Consider the following 20,622-nt stretch of genomic DNA (forward strand, 5'->3'; position numbering starts at 1 on the left):
CGCCCGCCTCGCGCGACTCGCGACGGCGCCGGGTGCCCTGCCCGGGCTTGCTCGGACGGCCGAAGAAATAGATCGCTGCGAGCAGGATCAGGCCGGCGATGAGGATGCCTAGGCGCAACAGCCAGACTTCAGACATCGGAGGGGCTCCTTGCTTGGGCGGGACGACGGGCGATGGCGGCCGGCGGCATCATGCGGCACCGGCCAGGCGCGCCGCCTCGGCCAGATCGACCGAGACCAGCCGGCTGACGCCGGGCTCGCGCATGGTCACGCCGGACAGCTGCATGGCCGCTTCCATCGTCGCCTTGTTGTGGGTGACGAACAGGAACTGTACCTGCTCGCTCATCTCGCTGACCATCTGCGCAAGACGGCCGACGTTGGCCTCGTCTAGCGGCGCGTCGACCTCGTCGAGCAGACAGAACGGCGCCGGGTTGAGGCGGAAGATCGCGAACACCAGCGCCACCGCGGTCATCGCCTTCTCGCCACCGGACAGCAGCGAGATGTTCGATACGCGCTTGCCGGGCGGACGCGCCATGATCGCCACGCCGGTGTCGAGCAGGTCCTCACCGGTCAGTTCCAGGTAGGCGTGACCGCCGCCGAACAGACGCGGGTACAGCTCCTGGACGCCGGAGTTGACCCGGTCGAAGGTGTCCTTGAAACGGCCACGGGTTTCGCGGTCGATCTTGCGGATCGCGTCCTCCAGGGTCTCCAGCGCCCCGGTCAGATCGGTGTCCTGGGCGTCGAGATAGCTCTTGCGCTGCTCGGCCTCGGCGTGCTCGGCGATCGCCGCGAGATTGACCGGTTCCAGCCGGCGCAGGCGGGTGTCGATGTCGCTGACCGACTTTTCCCAGACCGACGGTTCGGCCTCCTCGGCCAGCCCGTTGGCGACGTCCTCCAGCACGAAGCCGGCCTCGGTGACCGCCTCCACCAGTTGCTCGGCCTTCAACAGCAGGGCCTGCTGGTCGAGCCGGCGCTGGCCGATCGCCTCGCGCTGCTGCAGGGCCTGCTCGTCGCGCTGCTGGCGCACCTGCTCGAACCGGCGCAGGTCGGCGTCGATGCCGTCGAGCGTGGTCCGCGCCTGGTTCAGTTCCTGCTCGGTCTGCACCCGCTGCTCGAGCGCGACCTGGCGCTGCTGTTCCAGATCGTCGACCGGCGAGTCACCGTCCACCAGTTGTTCGGTGAGCTCCTCCAGGCGGTTGTCGAGCTGGCCGCGTTGACCGCCCATGCGGTCCAGCGCCTGGGTCAGCGCCGCGATCTTGGTGCGCTGGGTCTCCAGGGTCAGCGCCAGCGCGTGCGCGGTGTCGCGCGACTCGCGCGCCAGCGTCCGGGCCTGGTCGCGGGCCTCGTGCAGGCGGCTGCGCTCGGCATCGAGCTGCTGGCGGACGTCCTCCAGCTCGCTCATCCTCATCACCGCCTCTTCCTGACGCATCCGCGACTCGCGCGACTGCTCACGGCTGGCCTCGGCGGCCTCGCTCAACTGCGAAAGCTCGGCGTCGATCTTCTCGATGCGTCCGCGCGCGGAGTCCAGACGGCCCTGCTGGCTCTGCAACTGGCCGGCCAGCTCGGACACGCTGCGGTGGGCCATGTACAGGGTCCGCTGGGCGTCCTCGCGCTGCTGCTCGGAGGCCAGCGCGCGGTCGCGCAACTGCACCTGCAACGACTCCAGCTCGTGCTCGCGCGCCTGCAGGGTCTCGATCTCGCCGCGCAGCGACTGGATCTCGCGTTCGCGCAGCAAGGCGCCCTGCTGGGCCGCGCCGGAACGCAGCACCCGCACCCAGCCGGCGCCGAGGCGCTCGCCGTTGCGGGTGATGATGGATTCGCCGTCGCCCAGCATCGGCAGCATCGCCCGCGCCGCGACCAGATCCTCGGCGGCATGCAGGCGCGACAGGATGCGACGTATCGCGATCGGACCGCGCACCTTCGAGGCCAGCGAGGTCGGCGCGAAATCGACCGCGTCGTTCTTGGGTTCGACCAGGGCCAGGCGGCCGTCGCCGAGCTCGCCGATCGCATCGACCAGCGCCTCCGGCGATTCGACCAGCACGCCCTCGATCAGCTGTCCGAGCGCACCCTCGACCGCGTTTTCCCAGCCGGCCTCGACCTGCAGGCTCTCGCCGACCCGGGCCGCGGAGTCCAGCCCGCGCGCGCGCAGCCATTCCAGCGCGGCGCCCTGCTCCTGGCCCAGCGCCGCGTTCTGCAGAGTCTCCAGCGACGACAGCCGGCCGCGCGCGGCCTGCGCCTGCTTGCGGACCTCGGCCAGCTCGCCCTGGGTCGAGCGCTGCTGCTCCTGGACCTCGGCCAGGGTCGCCTTGCGCGCTTCAAGCGCCTCGGTCAGCGAGTCCAGCGAAAGCTTCTGGGTCTCGTGCTGTTCCTCCAGCGCGGTGAACGCCTCCGACAGCGCGTCGAGGTCGAGACCGCTGCGCTCCGAGGCCAGCGCCTCGCGGCGGCGCTCGGCGTCCAGCGCCTGGCGATCGAGATGTTCGATACGGGTGCGCTCGACATCGGCGGCGCGGACCGCCTCGGACTGGGCACGGCTGTGCTCGTCCCAGCGCTGCTGCCATTCGCCCAGGCGGGTCTCGGCATCGCGCAACGCGTCCTGGCGGGCGATGTCTTCCTCGCGCAACTGCTCCAGTCGCGGCTCGGCCTCGCCGACCGCGGTCTGCAACACGTCGAGCTGCGACTGGTCGTGGCCGATGTGCTGGGTCAGCTCGGCCAGGGCCGACTGCGCCTCGTCGCGCGCACGCTGCAGGCGCGTGGACAACTCCTTCTGGTGCTGGATCTGCTGTTCGATCCGGGCCAGCGCGCCGCTGACCTCGTAGCTGGCCGCCTGCGCCTTGCCCAGCGCCGACGCTGCCTCCTCGCGCCGCGCACGGCCGGTCTCGATCTCGCGCTCGGCCTCGCGCTGCTCGGCGATCAACTGCTGCAGACGGGTCTCCTGCTGAGCCAGCTTCTCGCGCTGGGCCTGCAGCCGGTTGTCCAGGGCGCGGTGCTCGAGCGCCTTCCACTCCGCGTCCTTGATCTTGCGCTCCGCCTGCAGCGCCTGGTACTGCTCGGCCTGGCGGGCCTGGCGCTTGAGGTGCTCGAGCTGCTTGCCGACCTCCTCGCGCAGGTCGTTGAGGCGATCGAGGTTCTCGCGGGTGTGGCGGATCCGGTTCTCGGTCTCGCGACGGCGCTCCTTGTACTTGGAGATGCCGGCCGCCTCTTCCAGGTAGACCCGCAGCTCCTCGGGCCTGGCCTCGATGATGTTGCTGATCATGCCCTGCTCGATGATCGAGTAGCTGCGCGGCCCCAGGCCGGTGCCCAGGAACAGGTCGGTGATGTCGCGGCGGCGGCACTTGGCGCCGTTGAGGTAGTACTGGCTCTGGCCGTCTCGGCTGACCGTGCGCTTGACCGAGATTTCATCGTAGGCGCCGTACTCGCCGGTGATGGTGCGGTCGGCGTTGTCGAAGATCAGCTCGACCATGGCCTGCGAGACCGGCTTGCGCGCCGAGGAACCGGCGAAGATCACGTCGGTCAGCGAGTCGCCGCGCAGGCGGCTGGCCGAGCTTTCGCCCATGACCCAGCGCACCGCATCGATGATGTTGGACTTGCCGCAACCGTTGGGCCCGACCACACCGGTCATGTTGGTGGGCAGGTGCAAGGTGGTCGGGTCGACGAAGGATTTGAAACCGGACAGCTTGATCGTGGACAGACGCATTCGTCGCAGTCACCCTTGGCGGGCGGCATCGGCCGCACGCGAAATTAGGTATTGGATTAATTATCGCACCCAAGTCATTGACTGATATAGGCGCAATGCGACCCGAAAGTCGCACTCCCCGCAGTATAACGGGCCTGCGGTGCCGGAAGCGCCCCCGCTCCCCGGGCATCCGCCGCCAGCGGCGGTGGACGGTTCAGCTCGGCAGGCGGTCGCCGCTGGCGGGATCGAAGAAATGCAGGCGTTCCGGCAGCGGGCGCCAGTGGACCCGGTCGCCGACCCGCGGCAGGTCGCGCGGCGGCACCCGCACCACCAGCGCACGGCCGCCGCAGTCCAGGTTGAGAAAGGCCTCGCTGCCGACCGCCTCCACCACCTCCACCCGTGCCGGCAGCGTCCCGGCACCGGCTTCGGCCAGGGTCAGGTCCTCGGGGCGGACCCCGAGCGTGACCCGCCCCGCCGGCACCGCCGGCGCATCCGCCAGCACCAGCGCCATGTCCGCTGCGATCCGCAGCTGCCCGCCCTCGCCGGCGGCGACCCAGTCGCCCTCGATCAGGTTCATCGCCGGGCTGCCGAGAAAGCCCGCCACGAACAGGTTGGCCGGGCGCTCGTACAGCGCCATCGGCGTGTCGATCTGCTGGATGCGGCCGTCGCGCAGGACCACGATGCGCTGCCCCAGGGTCATCGCCTCGACCTGGTCGTGGGTGACGTAGATCATCGTGGTGCCGATCTGCCGCTGCAGTCGCGCGATCTCGACCCGCATGCCGGCGCGCAGCTTGGCATCGAGGTTGGACAACGGCTCGTCGAGCAGGAACACCCGCGGCTGCCGCACCAGCGCACGGCCCAGCGCCACCCGCTGGCGCTGGCCGCCGGACAGCGCCGCCGGCCGCCGTTGCAGCAGCGGCGCGATCTCCAGCATCTCGGCCGCCTCGCCCACCCGCCGCTGCACGTCCTGTTTCGGCATCCCGCGCAGCTTCAGTCCGAAGCCGAGGTTCTCGGCCACGGTCATGTGCGGATACAGCGCGTAGTTCTGGAACACCATCGCGATGTCGCGGTCCTTGGGCGACAGCTCGTTGACCCGTGTGCCGCCGATGCGCAGCTCGCCGTCGCTGATCGCCTCCAGCCCGGCGATCATCCGCAGCAGGGTCGACTTGCCGCAACCCGACGGGCCGACCAGGACCAGCAGCTCGCCGTCGCCGACCTCGAAACTCGCTTCGTGCACGGCCACGTGGCCGTTGGGATAGACCTTGCGCAGACGCTCGAGCGAGACCTGGGCCATATGGCAATCCAATCCTGTGAGGGGCGACGGTGCAATTGTCGCCGGGCTCGGCTATCCTGCCATGTAATCGTTTACATTCCCAACCGACATACCTGTCTGGAGGCCCGTCGATGAGCCAAGCCCCCGTCTTTCCCGATGGATTCCTGTGGGGAGCCGCGACCGCCGCCCACCAGATCGAAGGCTCGCCGCTGGCCGACGGCGCCGGCCCGAGCATCTGGACGCGGTTCGCCCACACCCCCGGCATGACCCTCAACGGCGACACCGGCGACGTCGCCTGCGACCACTACCGGCGCTGGAAGGACGACGTGAAGCTGATGCGCGACCTGGGCCTGCAGGCCTACCGCTTCAGCGTGGCCTGGGCGCGGGTGCTGCCCGAGGGCACCGGCCGCATCAACCAGGCCGGCCTGGACTTCTACTCGCGCCTGGTCGACGAGCTGCTCGCCAACGGCATCGAGCCGTTGCTGACCCTCTATCACTGGGATCTGCCGGCGGCACTGGACGATCGCGGCGGCTGGCTCAACCGCGACAGCGCCGACTGGTTCGCCGAGTACGCGTCGGTGATGTACAAGGCGCTGGACGGACGAGTGAAGAAGTGGGTGACCCTCAACGAGCCGTGGGTGATCACCGACGGCGGCTACCTGCACGGCGCGCTGGCGCCGGGTCATCGCAGCCTGTTCGAGGCGCCGATCGCCTCGCACAACCTGATGCGCGCGCACGGCGCCGCGGTCCGCGCCTACCGCGAGATCGGCGCGCACGAGATCGGCCTGGTGGTGAACATCGAGCCCAAGTACGCGGCGTCCGACTCCGAGGCCGATCGCGTCGCCACCCGTCGCGCGCACGCCTACATGAACGAGCAGTACCTGCACCCCGCCCTGCTCGGCCGCTATCCGGAGGAACTGGAGGACGTGTTCGGCGCCGCCTGGCCGGAATGGCCGAAACAGGACTTCGAACTGATCCGGCAGAAGCTCGACTTCGTCGGTATCAACTACTACACCCGCGGCGTCACCGAGGCCAACGACAGCTACCCGCTGAAGGCCGGCAGCGTGCGCCAACCGCTAGCGACCTATTCCGAGACCGGCTGGGAGTTCTATCCGAAGGGACTGACCGACCTGCTGGTGTGGTTCAAGCAGACCTACGGCGACACCCCGGTCTACATCACCGAGAACGGCGCGGCGATGTACGACCCGCCGGCCGCCGAGGTCGATGCCGACGGCCGCGGCCGGGTCCGCGACCCGCTGCGCACCGCCTACCTGCGCCAGCACATCGGCGCGATCCACGATGCGATCCAGGCCGGCGTCGACGTGCGCGGCTACATGTTGTGGTCGCTGCTGGACAACCTGGAATGGTCGCTGGGCTACTCCAAGCGCTTCGGCATGGTCCACGTGAACTACGCGACCCAGCAGCGCACGCCCAAGGACAGCGCGCACTGGTACTCCGGAGTGATCCGCAGCCACGGGCGCAGCCTGGCCGAACCCCTGCCCTGATGATCGCGTCGGCACCTCGCGCATGAAGGTCTCCACCCGCGAGGCACGCGCCGACGGCGCGCGCGCGCGCGACGGTGGCCGTCGGGTCCGGACGCTGGTCGCCGACATCGGCGGCACCAACGCGCGTTTCGCGCTGGCCGACGCCGACGCCACGACGCCCTTGGTCGCCGACAGTCTGCGTACCTACGAAGCCGACCGATTCCCCTCGCTGGCCGACGCCGCGACCCACTATCTGACCCAGGCCGGTGCCGCCGTGGATGAGGCGGTGATCGCGGTCGCCGGCCCGGTCGAAGACGGCCAGGCCCGGATCACCAACCTTCCCTGGGTGATCCGCGCATCGCAGTTGCGGGACACGCTCGGCCTGCGGCGGTTGTCGCTGGTCAACGACTTCGTCGCCCAGGCGATGGCGGTCACCGCGTTGTCCGCGGCCGACGTCGTGCCGATCGGGGGCGTGCCGGCCCGGGCGCTGCCTTCGGGCGACCGCCATGGCCGCGACCGCAGCTACGCGATCATCGGCCCCGGCACCGGCCTGGGCGTGGGCGGCCTGCTGCGGCGCGACGGCCGCTATTGTCCGATCGAGAGCGAAGGCGGCCACACCGGCTTCGCGCCGGAAAGCGACGAGGAGATCGAGGTGTTGCGGCGGCTGCGCGCGCGCTTTGGACGGATCTCCAACGAACGCCTGGTCAGCGGCGCCGGACTGAGCAACCTGCATCACGCGCTGGCGCAGATCGAGGGCCACGCCGGCGAACCGCTGGCGCCGGCACAGGTCAGCCTCGGCGCCGAACGCGGCGATCCGCTGTGCCTGCGGGCGGTGGCGCTGTTCTGCCGGATATTCGGTGCCGCCGCCGGCGATGCGGTGCTGACCCTGGGCGCATGGGACGGCGCCTACCTCACCGGTGGCCTGGTGCCGCACCTGCTGCCGGCCCTGCAGGAACCCGGCTTCCGCCAGCGCTTCGAGGGCAAGGGCCGGCTGGCGCCGACGATGGCGCGGGTACCGGTGATCGCGGTCGTGCATCCGCAACCGGGCCTGCTCGGCGCCGCGGCAATCGCACGGGCGGCTGTCTCCGCCGGTCCCAGCGGCAACGCGTAAGAGCGGCGTAAGCCGCGCGATCAGGCCTTCCCGGGAAAGCTTCATCGCGGCTTGCGCCGCGCCTACGAGGGCATGGGAGGGGCGGCGCTTGCGCCGCTCCTGTGGGTACGCCGCCCGCTCAGCGGCAGCGCGGCAACTCGACCCGGGCGCTGACCGGAAAGTGATCGCTCGGGTAGCGACCGTCGCGGGCGAAGGTGTCGATCGCCGCGTCGCGGACGCCGGGCGCGCCGCGGGCCAGTATCCAGTCGATGCGCACGCCGCCCGCGGCCTTCGCGGTTCCGCCGTAGTCGTGGAAGCTGCCGAAGCCGGGCTCGTCATGACCGGCCGCGGTCCAACTGTCGACGAAGCCGCCCTCGCCGGTCAGCCGCGCGTGGACGCCGTCGACCGCCGCAGCCGCATCGCCCGGGCCGGTGTTGAAGTCGCCGGTCAGCAGCACCGGGATGCCCGGCTCGAAGCCGTCGATACGCTCCAGCAGCAGCCGCGCACCGTGGCGGCGGGCGTCCGCTGTCTCGTGGTCGAGATGGGTGTTGACCACGTACAGCTCGCAGCCGCTGCCAAGATCGCGAAAGCGGACCCAGCTCGCCATCCTCGCAATGCGGTTGCCCCAACTGCGCGAGCCAATCGTCCCGGGCGTGTCCGACAGCCAGAAATGGTCGTACTCCAGCGGCTGCAGGCGGTCGCGGCGATAGAACACCGCCATGAACTCGCCATGGCTGCCGCCCTCCCGGCCCAGGCCGATCCAGTCGTGCTCCGGCAGGCCCCGATCGAGGTCGACCAATTGCCGGTACAGCCCCTCCTGGGTACCGACCAGATCGGGCGTATCGCGCCGCAGCAGTTCCAGCACCAAGGGCAGTCGTGCCGACCAGGCATTGGGCGGACGCTCGTCGGCGTAGCGCAGATTGAAGCTCATCACCCGCAGCGTTGGCGCCTCTGCGGCGCTCGCCGGCAGCGCGGCGGCGCACATCAACGCCAGACCCAACAGCCACGCGCTCCTCGCCTTCATCGCCCTCTCCCGTGCAGGTATCGCTGCATCGTCACGATCACCATCGTGCCAGCAGGCTCTGGCGCGCACCATGCTCGCGGACCCGCACCGACAGGACCCGGGTCGCCGGGTCGTGATGCCAGGCCTTGTCCTGCAGGCGCGTGCCGTCCAGGCTCAGCTCGACGGGTGGCTCGGCGATATCGTGCAGACGCAGTTCCAGCATCCGCGCCGGCACCCGATGGCCGTCGTGGACGACCTCGCGATCCAGGCGCAGGACGCCGTCGTCGCGCTGCGCTCGCAGCCGGGTCAGCCGGTAGCCACCGCGCTCATGATCGTGGCTGCGGCCGTCGTCCTCGTACAGATCGAAGCCGTCGTCGTTCGCTCCGGCGAACACGTCCAGGGTCAGGGTGCCGCTGTCGCGTTCGCCGACGTACTGCATCGCCTCCTGCGACGGCAGGATGCCGCCCTCGGCGAGGAATACCGGCAGCCGCTCCAGCGGCGTCTCGACGGCGACCGCGCGACCGCCCTCGAACACCTCGCCCGTGCCCAGTTCGATCCAACGCCCGGCCGGCAGATAGACCTTCTGCAGGGCGACGCCCGGAGCGGTCACCGGCGCCACCAGCAGCTGCCGACCGACCAGGAACTGGTGCTGCCACTCGCGCGCATAGGCCTGCGCATCGTCCTGGTGATGCCAGAACAGCGGCCGCAGCACCGGCGCACCGCTGTCGTGGGCCTGGTGGAACAGGGTGTACAGGTAGGGCATCAGACGGTAGCGCTGGCGGATCGCGTCGGCCGCGACCGCCTCGATCCGCTCGCCGAACGACCACGGTTCCTGTCCCGGCGTGTCGTGGGCGGTATGGGCGCGGAAGAACGGCGAGAACGCACCGACCTGCATCCATCTGGCGAACAGTTCGCCCGAGGGGGTGCCCTCGAAGCCGCCGACATCGGTACCGTTGAACGCCGCGCCGGACAAGCCGAGACCGATCATCATGCGGATGCCCAGTTGCAGGTGCTCCCAGCTGGCGACGTTGTCGCCGGTCCACACTGCGGACCAACGCTGGGTGCCGGCGAAGCCGGCCCGGGTCAGCACGAACGGACGCTCGTCCGGACGCGCCGCGCGCAACGACTCGTAGGTCGCCTGCGCCATGAGGTGCCCGTACAGGTTGTGCATGCGCTTGAAATCGGCCGCGCCGTCGGCGTCCCGCATCAGTACCTCGTTCGGGAACGCCTTGCCCCACACCGCCGGCTCGTTCATATCGTTCCAGATCCCGCGCACGCCCTGCTCGCGCAGCCGCGCCAGGTGCCCGCCCCACCAGGCACGGGTGGCGGCGCGGGCGAAATCGGGAAAATAGGAACGGCCCGGCCAGACCGAGCCCACATAGGTCTCGCCATCGGGATAGCGGACGAAATGGTCGCCGGCCAGACCTTCGCGGGCGATCGGGTAGTCCGGGTCTTCCTTGACGCCGGGGTCGACGATCACGATCGGCTTGAAACCCATGTCGCCGAGCTCGTCCAGCATCGCCGTCGGGCGCGGAAAGCGCTGCGGGTCCCAACTGAACACCCGGTAGCCGTCCATGTAGTGGATGTCCAGGTAGATCACGTCGGCGGGGATGCCGCGCTCGCGGAAACGCCGCGCCAGCGACATCACCTCGCTGTCCGGGTAGTAGCTCCAGCGACTCTGCTGGAAACCCAGAGCCCAGCGCGGCGGCATCGGGATGCGCCCGGTCAGCGCGGTGTAGTCGGCGACCACCTCGGCGATCCTCGGCGCGGCAAACACGAAGTAGTCCAGCGTGCCGCCCTCGGCGGAGAACGAGTAGTAGCGGTGATTGCCGGCGCCCAGGTTGAAGCGGCTGCGGTGGCTGTTGTTGAGGAAGACACCGTAGCTGCGTCCCTCGCGCAGGCCGACGAAGAACGGAATGCTCTGGTACAGCGGATCGCTGGCATCGCCGTAACCGGGCGTGTCGGAGTTCCACATCACCCATTCGCGGGCGCGCTTGTCGACATCGCCGCTTTTCTCGCCGAGGCCGAAGAAACGCTCGTCCCCGGCGATGCGCTTCCAGGTCCGCACCTCGTTGCCGTCCCAGCCGGTGCCCATGCCAGAGTCGTCCTGGACCAGCACGTGGCCGGCGCCGTCGAACACGGTCATGCGGCAGCCGCGGTGCGCCAGCTCGACCCGCATCGCCGCGGTCGCCAGCACGGTGATGTCCTCGCCCCGCTCGACCGTGACCTCGACCGGGTCCGGCTCGCGCCCGACCAGTGCATGGGTCAGCAGACGCGGCCGGCGATCCTCCCGCAGCAGGGTGACGCGGACGACGTCGTCCTCGACGAAGTGCAGCCGCAGCGCGGCACCGTCGCAGCTGGCGGTAGCGCCGGCGTCGTCGCGCTCGAACGTGCGCAGGTCGCCGAGGAAGCTGTACCCCGATGCGGTCGCGCCAAGCGGCAAGGCGGCGGCGACACTCAACACGCACGCCCACCACCCGCTCGCCCCGCGACGACCGCGCCCCCGATTGCCAGAACGATTGCTGGAGCGATTCCTGGAATCCTGCATCCTGCCTCCTGGTCAGCGCCGCCGCAGATGCAGCGAATTGATGATCGTCTCGCCGGTGTGCGCGCCGAAGCGGACGGTCACGCCTGCACCGCCAGACGCCCATGGCCGGGCCTTGCGCGAGCGCGGAGACCGCGGCATGCGCCGCCGGGCCGGAGCGCACCGCCTCCCCGCCACGCTCACGCTCCGGCATCCGCGGCCGGCAGGTCCTTCACCAGGCGGAAGCCGACGTGGAAGAACGCGCTGTCCGGCGTGGAGTGGCTGCGTGCGGAAACGCGATAGCCGTGGCAGTAGCTGGGGTGGCACATGAACGAACCGCCGCGCTGGCTCTTCTCGCTGGCGGGACCTGGCTCGAACGGCCGCCCGCGCTCGGCGTAGGGGCGGAACCAGTCGGCGGTCCACTCCCAGACATTGCCGCCCATGTCGGCCAGACCCAGCTCGGTGGTACCGAACGCACCCACCGGCGAAGTCGAGCGATAGCCGTCCTCGCCGCTGTCGCGACCGGGAAACGCGCCCTGCCAGGTATTGGCGCGGTGGCGCCCGTCCTCGACCAGGGCGTCGCCCCAGGCATAGCGGTCGCGCGAGTCGCGCGCATTGCGCGCGGCGTGCTCCCATTCGACCTCGGTGGGGAGACGTTTGCCGGCCCATCCGGCGTAGGCGACGGCATCGTTCCAGGACACCTGGGTGACAGGATGATCATCGACGGCCGCCGTCGCCGACGGCCCGCGCGGGTGCCGCCAGTCCGCGCCCGCGACCAGCCGCCAGCCGCCGCTGCCGGAGTCGTACACCGCCGCATCGCCGAGTCGCTCGGCCTCGGTCACGTAGGCGGTCGCATCGACGAACTGGCGGAACTGGGCGACGGTCACCGGATGGGTATCCATGAAGAACGGCGCCACCTCGGCGGTGAACACCGGCCGTTCGATCGGCAGGCCGTCCTCGGCACCGATCCGGGTACTGCCGCCAGGCACGTAGACCATGCCGCCCGGCGCGGCGACCGGCGGCGGCGCCAAGGGCGCCCGCCCGGTCCGTGCCATCAGCCACCAGCCGGCGGCGAATGCGGCGACGGCCACCAGTGCCGCCAGCATCGCCGCATTCCGGCCCGTCCACACGCGGCCGGCCCGGCTCACGGCTCCGGCTTCCGGTCCGCCGCCTGCCACGACCCCGCGCGCTTGAGCGGGATCGACATGCCGCCGGTCTGCTCCAGCAGCTCCCACATCCGCGCCTTCATCGCCTTCGCGCGCTCGGCCTGGGCCGGGTCGAGGATCAGGTTGCGGGTCTCGTGCGGGTCGTTGCCCAGATCGTAGAGTTCGTCTTTCTCCCACACGCCGTGGTAGTAGACGTACTTGAAGTCCTGGTCGCGCAAGGCGAACACCGTCGGCGTATGCGGGAACGCATGCTCCCAGTAGTACTCGTAGAGCATCTCCAGCGGCCAGTCGACCGGCTCGCCCCGCAGCAGCGGCATCACCGAGCGGCCGTCCATGTCGATCGTGGTGGAGGCGCCGGCCAGGTCGAGCAGGGTCGGGGCGATGTCGATGTTGCGCACCATCGGCTCGATCGTCGTGCCCGGCTCGATCAACCCCGGCGCATAGGCCAGCAACGGCACCCGCATCGACTCTTCGTAGGCATGGCGCTTGTCGATCAGGCCGTGCTCGCCTAGCAGGAAGCCGTTGTCGCCCATGTAGACGACCAGGGTGTCGTCGGCCAACCCGGCCTGCTCCAGGTAATCCAGCACCCGGCCGACGCTCTCGTCCAGGGCCAGCAGCGTCTCGGTATACGCCTTGTAGAAGCCGTCGAACTCCATATCGCCGTGGTACATGTAATCCACGCCGTGCCAGCTGTTGCGCTGCGCGCGCACCCAGTCGGGCTTGTCGCGGTTGGCCTCGGCCGGCATCGTCTCCGGATACGGGATCGGCGCGTCAGCATAGCGCCCGCGATGGCGCTCGGCCGGCTCGAACTCGGCATGCACGGCCTTGTGCGAGAGGTACAGGAAGAACGGCTTGCCCGGCTCGGTCTGGCGGTGCCGGCGCAGCCAGCCCAGCGCGTGATCGGTCAACAGGTCGGTGGTGTAGCCCTTCTCCTGACGGCGCAGGCCGTCGACGTTCAGCACCGGGTCGCGGTAGGCGCCCTGGCCGCGGAAGCTGACCCAATGGTCGAAGCCCGGCTGCGGGATGTCGTCGACCTCGCCCATGTGCCACTTGCCGATGAAGGCGGTGCGGTAGCCGGCCTGCTGCAGGAACTCGGGGAAGTAGCGGGTGCCCTCGGGAATCGGCGAGGTGTTGTCGACGATCCGGTGACGGTGGGCGTACTGCCCGGTCAGGATCGAGGCACGGCTCGGCGAGCACAGCGAGGTGGTGACGAAGGCGTTGCGGACATGCGCGCCACCGGCGGCGATCCGGTCCAGGGCCGGTGTTTCCAGCCACTCCGGCGCGTCCGGCATGAAGCCCATGAAGTCGTAGCGGTGGTCGTCGCTGAGGATGAACACCACGTTGCGCGGCCGGGCGGCCGCCGATGCCCCGCCGCGTTCGGCGTCGGCACCGGTACCGACCGGACCGTCACCGGCGCCGGGCTCGCCGCAGGCCGACAAGGCCAGCAACGCGCACGACGCCAGCACGACGGCGGCACGAGTGATGCGACGGCCACCGCGTCGCTCCTGCATCCGGCTGATCCCGATCATCTGGGCACCACCTCGAATCCGGTTTCGATCACATCGTCGGAACTACCGCCGGCGAACACGGTGAAGCGACCCGGCTCGACCTTGATCCGGCCGCCGGCGTCATGGAAGCCCATCGCCTCCGCCGTCAACACGAACTCGATCCGACGCCGCTCGCCCGGCTGCAGGTGGATGCGGCGGAAGCCGCGCAGCTCGCGCACCGGCCGGGTCACGCTGGCGACGTCGTCGCGCAGGTACAGCTGCACGACCTCGTCGCCGGCCCGTTTGCCGACGTTGGTGACGGTGACCGCGACCGTGACCGGCTCGCCGACCGCCACCCGCGCGCTATCGACCGCGAGATCGCCGTAGTCGAAGCGGGTGTAGCTCAGTCCATGTCCGAACGCGTACAACGGCGTCCACGGCACGTCGATGTACTTGGAGGTGTACTTCTCCTGCTCGGACGGCGGACGGCCGGTGTTCTTGTGGTCGTGGTAGATCGGAATCTGGCCGACGTTGCGCGGGAAGGTCACCGGCAGCCGCCCGGCCGGGTTGTGGTCGCCGAACAGCACGTCGGCGATCGCGTGTCCGGCCTCGATGCCCGGGAACCAGGCCTCGAGGATCGACGGCAGGTTGGCGTCGAGCCAACCGATCGACAACGGCCGGCCGTTGAACAGCACCGCCACCACCGGCTTGCCGGTCGCGTGCACCGCCTGCACCAGCGCCTGCTGCACGCCGGGCAGGTCGAGCGTGGTACGGTTGTGCGCCTCCGCGCTCATGTCGTGATGCTCGCCGATGAACATCAGCACCACATCGGCCTGACGCGCGAGCGCGACCGCCTCGTCGAAGCCGGAACGGTCGTCGCCCTCGACGTCGGCGCCGCGGGCGTGCAGCACCCGCACCCCGGGCCCGACCGCCTCGCGGATGCCTTCCAGCGGCGTCACCGCATCCTCGGCGCGGCCGGCCGCGGCCCAGCCGCCGAGCATGACCCGCTTGTCATCGGCGAGCGGACCGATCACCGCGATCGTGCCGGCGGCATCGCGATCCAGCGGCAGCAGGTCGCCGGCGTTCTTCAACAGGACCATCGACTTGCGGGCGACGTCGCGGGCGGCGGCGCGGTATTCGGGACGCAGGATGCGCTCGCGCTCGCGGGCGTCGTCGCTGTAGCGGTACGGGTCATCGAACAGGCCCAGGCGGTACTTGGCCCTCAATACCCGCCGCACCGCCGCGTCGACCCGCGCTTCGTCCAGGCCATCGGCACGGACCACCGCCGGCAGGTCGTCGACATAGATGTCGCTGACCATGTCGATGTCGACGCCGGCCTCCAGCGCGCGCACGCCGGCCTCGGCGCGGTCGCCGGCGACGCCGTGCGGGATCAGCTCCAGCACACCGGTGTAGTCGCTGACCAGGATGCCGTCCCAGCCCCACTCGCCGCGCAGCACGCCGTCGATCAGCCGGCCATTGGCGTGCATCGGCACCCCGTCGACCTCGTTGAAGGCGGCCATCATCGAGGCCGCACCGGCGTCGGCGGCAGCCTTGAACGGCGGCAGATAGACGTCGCGCAGGGTCCGTTCGGAAATGTCGGCGATGTTGTAGTCGCGACCGCCCTCGGCCGCACCGTAGGCGACGAAGTGCTTGGCCGTGGCCATCAGGGTGTCGTCGGCGCGCAGGTCCCCGCCCTGGAAGCCCCGTACCCGCGCGGCCGCCAGCACCGAGCCCAGATAGGCGCTCTCGCCGGAACCTTCGACGATGCGGCCCCAGCGCGGGTCGCGGGCGACGTCGACCATCGGCGCGTAGGTCCAGTGCAGGCCCGCGGCGGTCGCCTCGTCCGCGGCGATGCGGGCGGCATTCTCGATCGCATCGACGTCGAAGCTGGCCGACTCGCCCAACGGCACCGGAAAGATCGTGCGGAAGCCGTGGATCACGTCGTGCGCGAACAGCAGCGGGATACCCAGGCGCGACTCCTCGACCGCGATCTTCTGCATCCGCCGGGTGTAGTCGGCGCCGTGCACGCCGAGGTAGGAACCGATCCGGCCGGCGCGGATCTGGTCTTCGCCGCCCTCCTGCACCTGCGGACCGGTCTGGCCCCAGCGCCCGCGCGGCTGGTTGAGCTGGCCGAGCTTCTCCTCCAGGGTCATCTTCGCCAGCAGCGACTCGACCAGGGCCGACTCGGCCTCGTCCTCCGCCGCGGCCGCCGGGATAGCGACTGCCAGCGCCATCGCGAACGCGGCGATCCCCGAGCGCAGCCGGCGCATCTTCATCCTCGTTGCGGGCGCGCTCATTCGCAGCGCCCCTCAAGCCAGCCGCCGCGGTAGCCGGCCCGGCACAGGCCTCGCACGATCGGCGGGCTCTTCTTCATCAGCTCCCAGATCATGCCGCTGCGATGGTTCTCGATCATCAGCAGGATCGGCCCCTGGTCGATGCCCAGGTAATCGTCGTTGAACCAGCCCTGCCCCGGCACGATCCGGCCGCGCGTGACCGGGATGCCGGCCTCGTCCAGGCTCGGATTGAACGCATCGAGATAGCCGTACTCGGTGAACAGGTTGTCGCCGTAGCGCTCGGCCATCGCCCGCAACGCCGGAATCGTCACCTCCGGCGCGAACGGCACCGAGCCGCCGGCGGCGGTCGGCACGATGGTGCCGTCGTCGCGGATGTCCTCGTGCGCGGCGCCGCGGGCCCAGTAGGAATGGAACTGGCGCTCGATGCCGTCGATGGTGGCGGTGAAGCCGCCCGGCCCGTCGCTGGCGGTCAGGCCCCAGACGTTCTCGCCGTAGCCGCGCCAGCCGCCGGGGTTGGCGATCGCATAGGCGCGCTGGGCCAGCGTGGCGCGACGCGAGTTCTCGAAGTAGTCGATGCCGCGCTCGGCCATGTAGTCGTCCTGGATGCCGCGGAAGTCGATCCAGACATGCGAGTACTGATGGCCGAACAAGGGCGCGAAGTTGACGTGCGGCTGGCCCTGGAAATCGGCCCACTGGTAGGTCGAGGTGAAGCGCGGGTACAGCCCGGGGTCCAACGCGTGGGTCGGCGATCCCAGCGCCAGCACCTGCAGCAGCAACGACTCGTCGTAGCCCTTCCACTGCGCCGGACCGAAGCCCTTGCCGGGGCGCCAGCCCATCGTCACCAGCGGCGGGTTGTTCTGGAAGAAGCTCCAGTCGACGCGACCGTAGATGCGGTCGGCCAGCGAGCGGATCTCCGCCTCGTCCGCGTCGTCGCCGTCGAAGTAGGCCTGCGCCAGCAGCACACCGCCCAGCAGCAATGTGGTGTCGATCGACGACAGCTCTGAGTTGTCGTAGCGATGGCCGTTGTCGGCGTCGAGAAAGTGATAGAAGAAGCCGCGATGACCGGCGCGGCCGGTCGGCTCGGGACCCTGTGGGGCCTCCCAGAACAGGCGCAGCGTCGCCAGCGTGCGCTCGCGCGCCTGCTCGCGGGTGACCCAGCCGCGCTCGACCCCGACCGGGTAGGCACTGAGCGCGAAGCCGACCGCGGCGATGCTCGACATCGTCTTCGACGGCCAGCGATCCGGGGTCAGCCCGTTCTCCGGCGTCGCCTCCCAGAACCAGCGGAAGGTCCGCTCCTGGACCAGGTCGAGGAAGGCGTCGTCGTCGGCCGGCAAGGTCATGGCGGCGGCGTCCGCCGCTTGCGTCGCGGTATCGCCGCCCTCCTCCGTCGGCGCGGTCGGCGAACCTCCGCAGCCCGCCAGCACGGTCAGCGCCATCGCCAGGATCGCGGTACCCAGGGTTGATCTCATTGCACTCACTTCTCTCTCCGGTTGGTCGGACGGGACTGGCGAGGGGAGCCCGGATCGGCGCTCATCCCTTCACGCTGCCCACAAGCAGGCCCTGCAGGTAGTAGCGCTGCAGGCACAGGAACAACACCAGCACCGGCAGCACCGTGACCACCGAGCCGGCCATCATCAGCTCGCTGTCCTGCACGTGCTCGCGCGACAGCGAGGCCAGCGCGACCGGCAGGGTGTAGAGGTTGTCGTCGCTGAGCACGATCAGCGGCCACATGAAGTCGTTCCACACCGCCAGGAAGGTGAAGATCGCCAGCGTCACCACGATTGGACGCAGCAGCGGGAACACGATCTGCGCGAAGATCCGCCACTCGCCGGCGCCGTCGATGCGCGCGGCTTCCAGCAGCTCGTCGGGAATCGAACGCGCGTATTGGCGGACCAGGAAGATGCCGAACACGCCGGCCATGCCGGGCACGATCGCGCCGGCGTAGCTGTTGACCAGGCCGACCTGTTTGAGCATCAGGAACAGCGGCATCATCGCTACCTGGGCCGGGATCACCAGCGCCGCCAACAGCGCCCTGAACACGCGCTCGCGGCCGGCGAAGCGGAGCTTGGCGAATGCGTAGCCGGCCAGGGTGTTCAGCAACAGCGCGATCGCGGTGGTGACGGTCGCGACCAGCGCGCTGTTGGCCAGGTGATGGCCCAGCCCGGCGCGGGCGAACAGTTCGCGGTAGTTGTGCAGGGTCGGATCGGACGGCAGCAGCGGTGGCGGGAAATGCGCGGCCTCGCCGGGCTGCATCAGCGACACCGACAGCATCCACAACAGCGGCGCCAGGCTCAGCGTCGCCATGCCGATCAGCAGCCCGATCACGGTCGCCCTGGCCAGTCGCGGTCCGCTCATCGGCTCACTCCATGCCCCGGCGCCGGGCCAGCCACAACAGCGCGCTGGTGGTCGTGGCCATCAATGCGAACAGCACGAAGGCGACCGCCGACGCGGTGCCCAGGTTCCACCACTTGAAGCCGTCCTCGTACATCAGGTACAGCACGCTGACCGTGCTCTGCAGCGGCCCGCCCTGGGTCATCACATAGGGCTCGGCGAACAACTGGAAGTAGCCGCTGAGGGTCAGGATCGCGACCATCAACAGGACCGGTCCGAGCATCGGCAGGGTCACGTGCCAGAACTGGCGCGCGGGCGAAGCGCCGTCGATGCGCGCGGCCTCGTACAGCTCCTCCGGAATCGCCTGCAGGCCGGCGACGAAGATGATCATGTTGTAGCCGAAGTTCTTCCACACCGCGAACAGGATGATCGTCGGCATCGCCCACTGCGGGCTGCCCAGCCAGTCGACCGGATCGATGCCGAACGAGGACAGGCCCCAGTTCACCAGCCCGTAGCGGGTGTGGAACAGGTAGCGCCAGATCACCGCGACCGCGACTACCGTGGTGACCACCGGCGCGAACAGCGCGGTGCGGAACAGCGGCCGGGCGATCGCCAATCGCGAGTTCAACAACAGCGCCGCCGCCAGCGACACCGCGATCGACAGCGGCACCCCGACGATCACGAAGTACAGGGTGTTGCCCAGCGCCTGCCAGAACAGCGGCCGATGCAGCAGGGCGAGATAGTTGTCCAGACCGACGAAACGCAGATTGTCCGGATCGGCCAGCGCGTAGATGTCGTAGTCGGTCAGGCTCAGCGCGAACGCGGCCAGCACCGGCAACGCGAAGAACAGCCCGATCACCGTCAGCGCCGGCGCCGCGAACACCCACCCGGCCAGGCCGGCGCGGTTCATCGGGCGCCTCCGGCGGCGTGGCGGTCGAGCATCCAGCGCCGTTTCTCCAGGATCGCGTCGGCGCGGCGATCGAGTTCGGCGGCGGCCTCCTCGACCGTGTAGCGACCGCCGACCATCTGCTCGCCGACCAGGCGTATCTCCTGCGCGATGCGCTCCCATTCCGGCACCCGCGGCGCCGGTCGCGCGCGCTCGAGCTGTTGGCGGAAGGCGGTGGCGTACGGGTCCGCGGCCAGCTCGCCGTGCGTCCAGGCGCTGCGGCGCGGCGGCAGGTCGCCGGTCATCGCGTGGAAGCGCGCCTGCACCTGCGGATCGGACAGGAACTCGACCAGTTGCCACGCCGCGGCCTTGTTGTCGGACTGCCGGAACAGCACGAAGCTGGTGCCGCCGGCCACCGAGGCGCCCGGACCATCCGGGCCGGGCAGCGGCATGGTCATCCAGTCGTCGGCGCGCTCGGCCGGCAGGCGCTTGCGGAACTCGGCGATGTTCCACGGCCCGTTGACGTAGAACGCGTAGTAGCCGCGGCCGAACTCGTCCCAGACATTGGATATCTGGGTGTTGCTGACCGGCGGCGCCCAACCGCGGTCGAACATTTCCTTGTAGAACGCCAGCGCGCGGCGGAAGCCGGGACTGCGGAAGTTGCCGTAGCGCCCGTCCTCGCGCAGCAGCGGGTCGGGTTGCTGGATCGCCAGGTTCAGCAACGGCTCGAACTCGTTCAGCGGCAGCAGGATCGAATAGCGGCCGGGACCGGCCTGGCGCTTGAGCGCGTCCAGCGCCTCGCGCCACTGGGCCCAGTCCCGCGGCGGCTGCGCGATGCCGGCCGCGGCCAGCAGGTCGCTGCGATAGAACGGCAACCGGGTCTCGACGTACCACGGCACCGCGTAGACCCGCCCCTCGATCACTCCCGACTGCCAGGCGCCGTCGAAGTAGTCGGCCGGATCGATCGCCGGGCTGCGTGTCAGCATCGGCTGCAGCGGCTCCAGCGCGTCGAGCAGGGCGAATTCCGGAATCCAGGTGTTGCCCAGCGCGCACACGTCCGGCAGCGCGTCGCCGGCAAACGCAGTCAACAGCTTCTCGTGCGCCGCCGTCCACGGCAGTTGCTGCACTTCGACCCGGATGTGCGGATGACGACGCTCGAACTCGGGCACCAGCCGCGCCACCACCTCGCCTTCATAGCCCATCGCCCAGAACCGGACCACGCTGCGGTCGTCGCGCTGCTGGCCGCACCCGGCCAACAGCACCAGCAGGCAGGCGAGCACGGCACACCGCCAGCCGGCGCGGGTGCCCGCGACGGCTGCGGCGGTTGTGTTCAGGGCACCGGCTCTGGACAGCAAAGCTTCCCTCCTCGATCGCGGCCGTACGGCCGTGTGCACACCCCGTTCGGCACCGGCCA

The 20,622-nt window shown here is 70.0% G+C and carries 13 protein-coding genes; 2 read left to right on the forward strand and 11 right to left on the reverse strand.

The window, feature by feature from the left end; genetic code table 11:
* Window positions 1–187 precede the first annotated feature (187 nt).
* Window positions 188–3,691 (reverse strand): chromosome segregation protein SMC, encoded by a 3,504-nt coding sequence (gene smc, locus FKV24_RS17985; RefSeq protein WP_141483372.1) that lies wholly within the window; start codon window positions 3,689–3,691, stop codon window positions 188–190.
* A 193-nt stretch (window positions 3,692–3,884) separates the two neighbouring features.
* Window positions 3,885–4,964 (reverse strand): ABC transporter ATP-binding protein, encoded by a 1,080-nt coding sequence (locus FKV24_RS17990; RefSeq protein WP_111266239.1) that lies wholly within the window; start codon window positions 4,962–4,964, stop codon window positions 3,885–3,887.
* Between the two features lie 110 nt (window positions 4,965–5,074).
* Between FKV24_RS17990 and FKV24_RS17995 the strand changes: the two genes are divergently transcribed.
* Both FKV24_RS17995 and glk read left to right on the forward strand, forming a co-directional pair.
* Window positions 5,075–6,448, forward strand: coding sequence for a GH1 family beta-glucosidase (locus FKV24_RS17995; RefSeq protein ID WP_111266238.1), 1,374 nt, complete (start codon window positions 5,075–5,077; stop codon window positions 6,446–6,448).
* Between the two features lie 22 nt (window positions 6,449–6,470).
* Window positions 6,471–7,538, forward strand: coding sequence for a glucokinase (gene glk, locus FKV24_RS18000; protein WP_141483373.1), 1,068 nt, complete (start codon window positions 6,471–6,473; stop codon window positions 7,536–7,538).
* Between the two features lie 118 nt (window positions 7,539–7,656).
* Here the strand turns inward: glk and FKV24_RS18005 are convergent, their stop codons facing one another.
* The 9 genes from FKV24_RS18005 to FKV24_RS18045 form a co-directional block, all read right to left on the reverse strand.
* Window positions 7,657–8,541, reverse strand: coding sequence for an endonuclease/exonuclease/phosphatase family protein (locus FKV24_RS18005; RefSeq protein WP_211371915.1), 885 nt, complete (start codon window positions 8,539–8,541; stop codon window positions 7,657–7,659).
* A 37-nt stretch (window positions 8,542–8,578) separates the two neighbouring features.
* Complete coding sequence (locus FKV24_RS18010) at window positions 8,579–10,981, reverse strand: TIM-barrel domain-containing protein (protein ID WP_170288367.1); 2,403 nt, start codon at window positions 10,979–10,981, stop codon at window positions 8,579–8,581.
* A 263-nt stretch (window positions 10,982–11,244) separates the two neighbouring features.
* The gene (locus FKV24_RS18015) at window positions 11,245–12,150 is read right to left on the reverse strand and encodes a formylglycine-generating enzyme family protein (RefSeq protein WP_141483375.1); all 906 of its coding nucleotides are present in this window, start codon (window positions 12,148–12,150) and stop codon (window positions 11,245–11,247) included.
* A 38-nt stretch (window positions 12,151–12,188) separates the two neighbouring features.
* Window positions 12,189–13,739 carry a sulfatase family protein gene (locus FKV24_RS18020; protein WP_211371916.1) on the reverse strand — a complete coding sequence of 517 codons (1,551 nt, stop codon included), beginning with the start codon at window positions 13,737–13,739 and terminating at the stop codon, window positions 12,189–12,191.
* Entirely contained in the window at window positions 13,736–15,994 is a 2,259-nt protein-coding gene (bglX, locus tag FKV24_RS18025; protein ID WP_211371917.1) for a beta-glucosidase BglX, read from the reverse strand. The genes FKV24_RS18020 and bglX overlap by 4 nt, the downstream gene beginning before the upstream one ends.
* Window positions 15,991–17,460 carry a glucoamylase family protein gene (locus FKV24_RS18030; RefSeq protein WP_141483376.1) on the reverse strand — a complete coding sequence of 490 codons (1,470 nt, stop codon included), beginning with the start codon at window positions 17,458–17,460 and terminating at the stop codon, window positions 15,991–15,993. Before FKV24_RS18030 ends, bglX begins: the two co-directional genes overlap by 4 nt.
* Before the next feature lie 61 nt (window positions 17,461–17,521).
* A complete protein-coding gene (locus FKV24_RS18035; protein WP_141483377.1) occupies window positions 17,522–18,346 on the reverse strand; it encodes a carbohydrate ABC transporter permease in 825 nt (274 codons plus the stop codon).
* 4 nt (window positions 18,347–18,350) lie between these two features.
* Window positions 18,351–19,232, reverse strand: coding sequence for a carbohydrate ABC transporter permease (locus FKV24_RS18040; RefSeq protein WP_141483378.1), 882 nt, complete (start codon window positions 19,230–19,232; stop codon window positions 18,351–18,353).
* Entirely contained in the window at window positions 19,229–20,488 is a 1,260-nt protein-coding gene (locus FKV24_RS18045; RefSeq protein WP_249041088.1) for a sugar ABC transporter substrate-binding protein, read from the reverse strand. The genes FKV24_RS18040 and FKV24_RS18045 overlap by 4 nt, the downstream gene beginning before the upstream one ends.
* Window positions 20,489–20,622 lie beyond the last annotated feature (134 nt).

This window comes from Marilutibacter maris (genome assembly GCF_006546735.2).
GTDB classification, from domain to species: domain Bacteria; phylum Pseudomonadota; class Gammaproteobacteria; order Xanthomonadales; family Xanthomonadaceae; genus Marilutibacter; species Marilutibacter maris.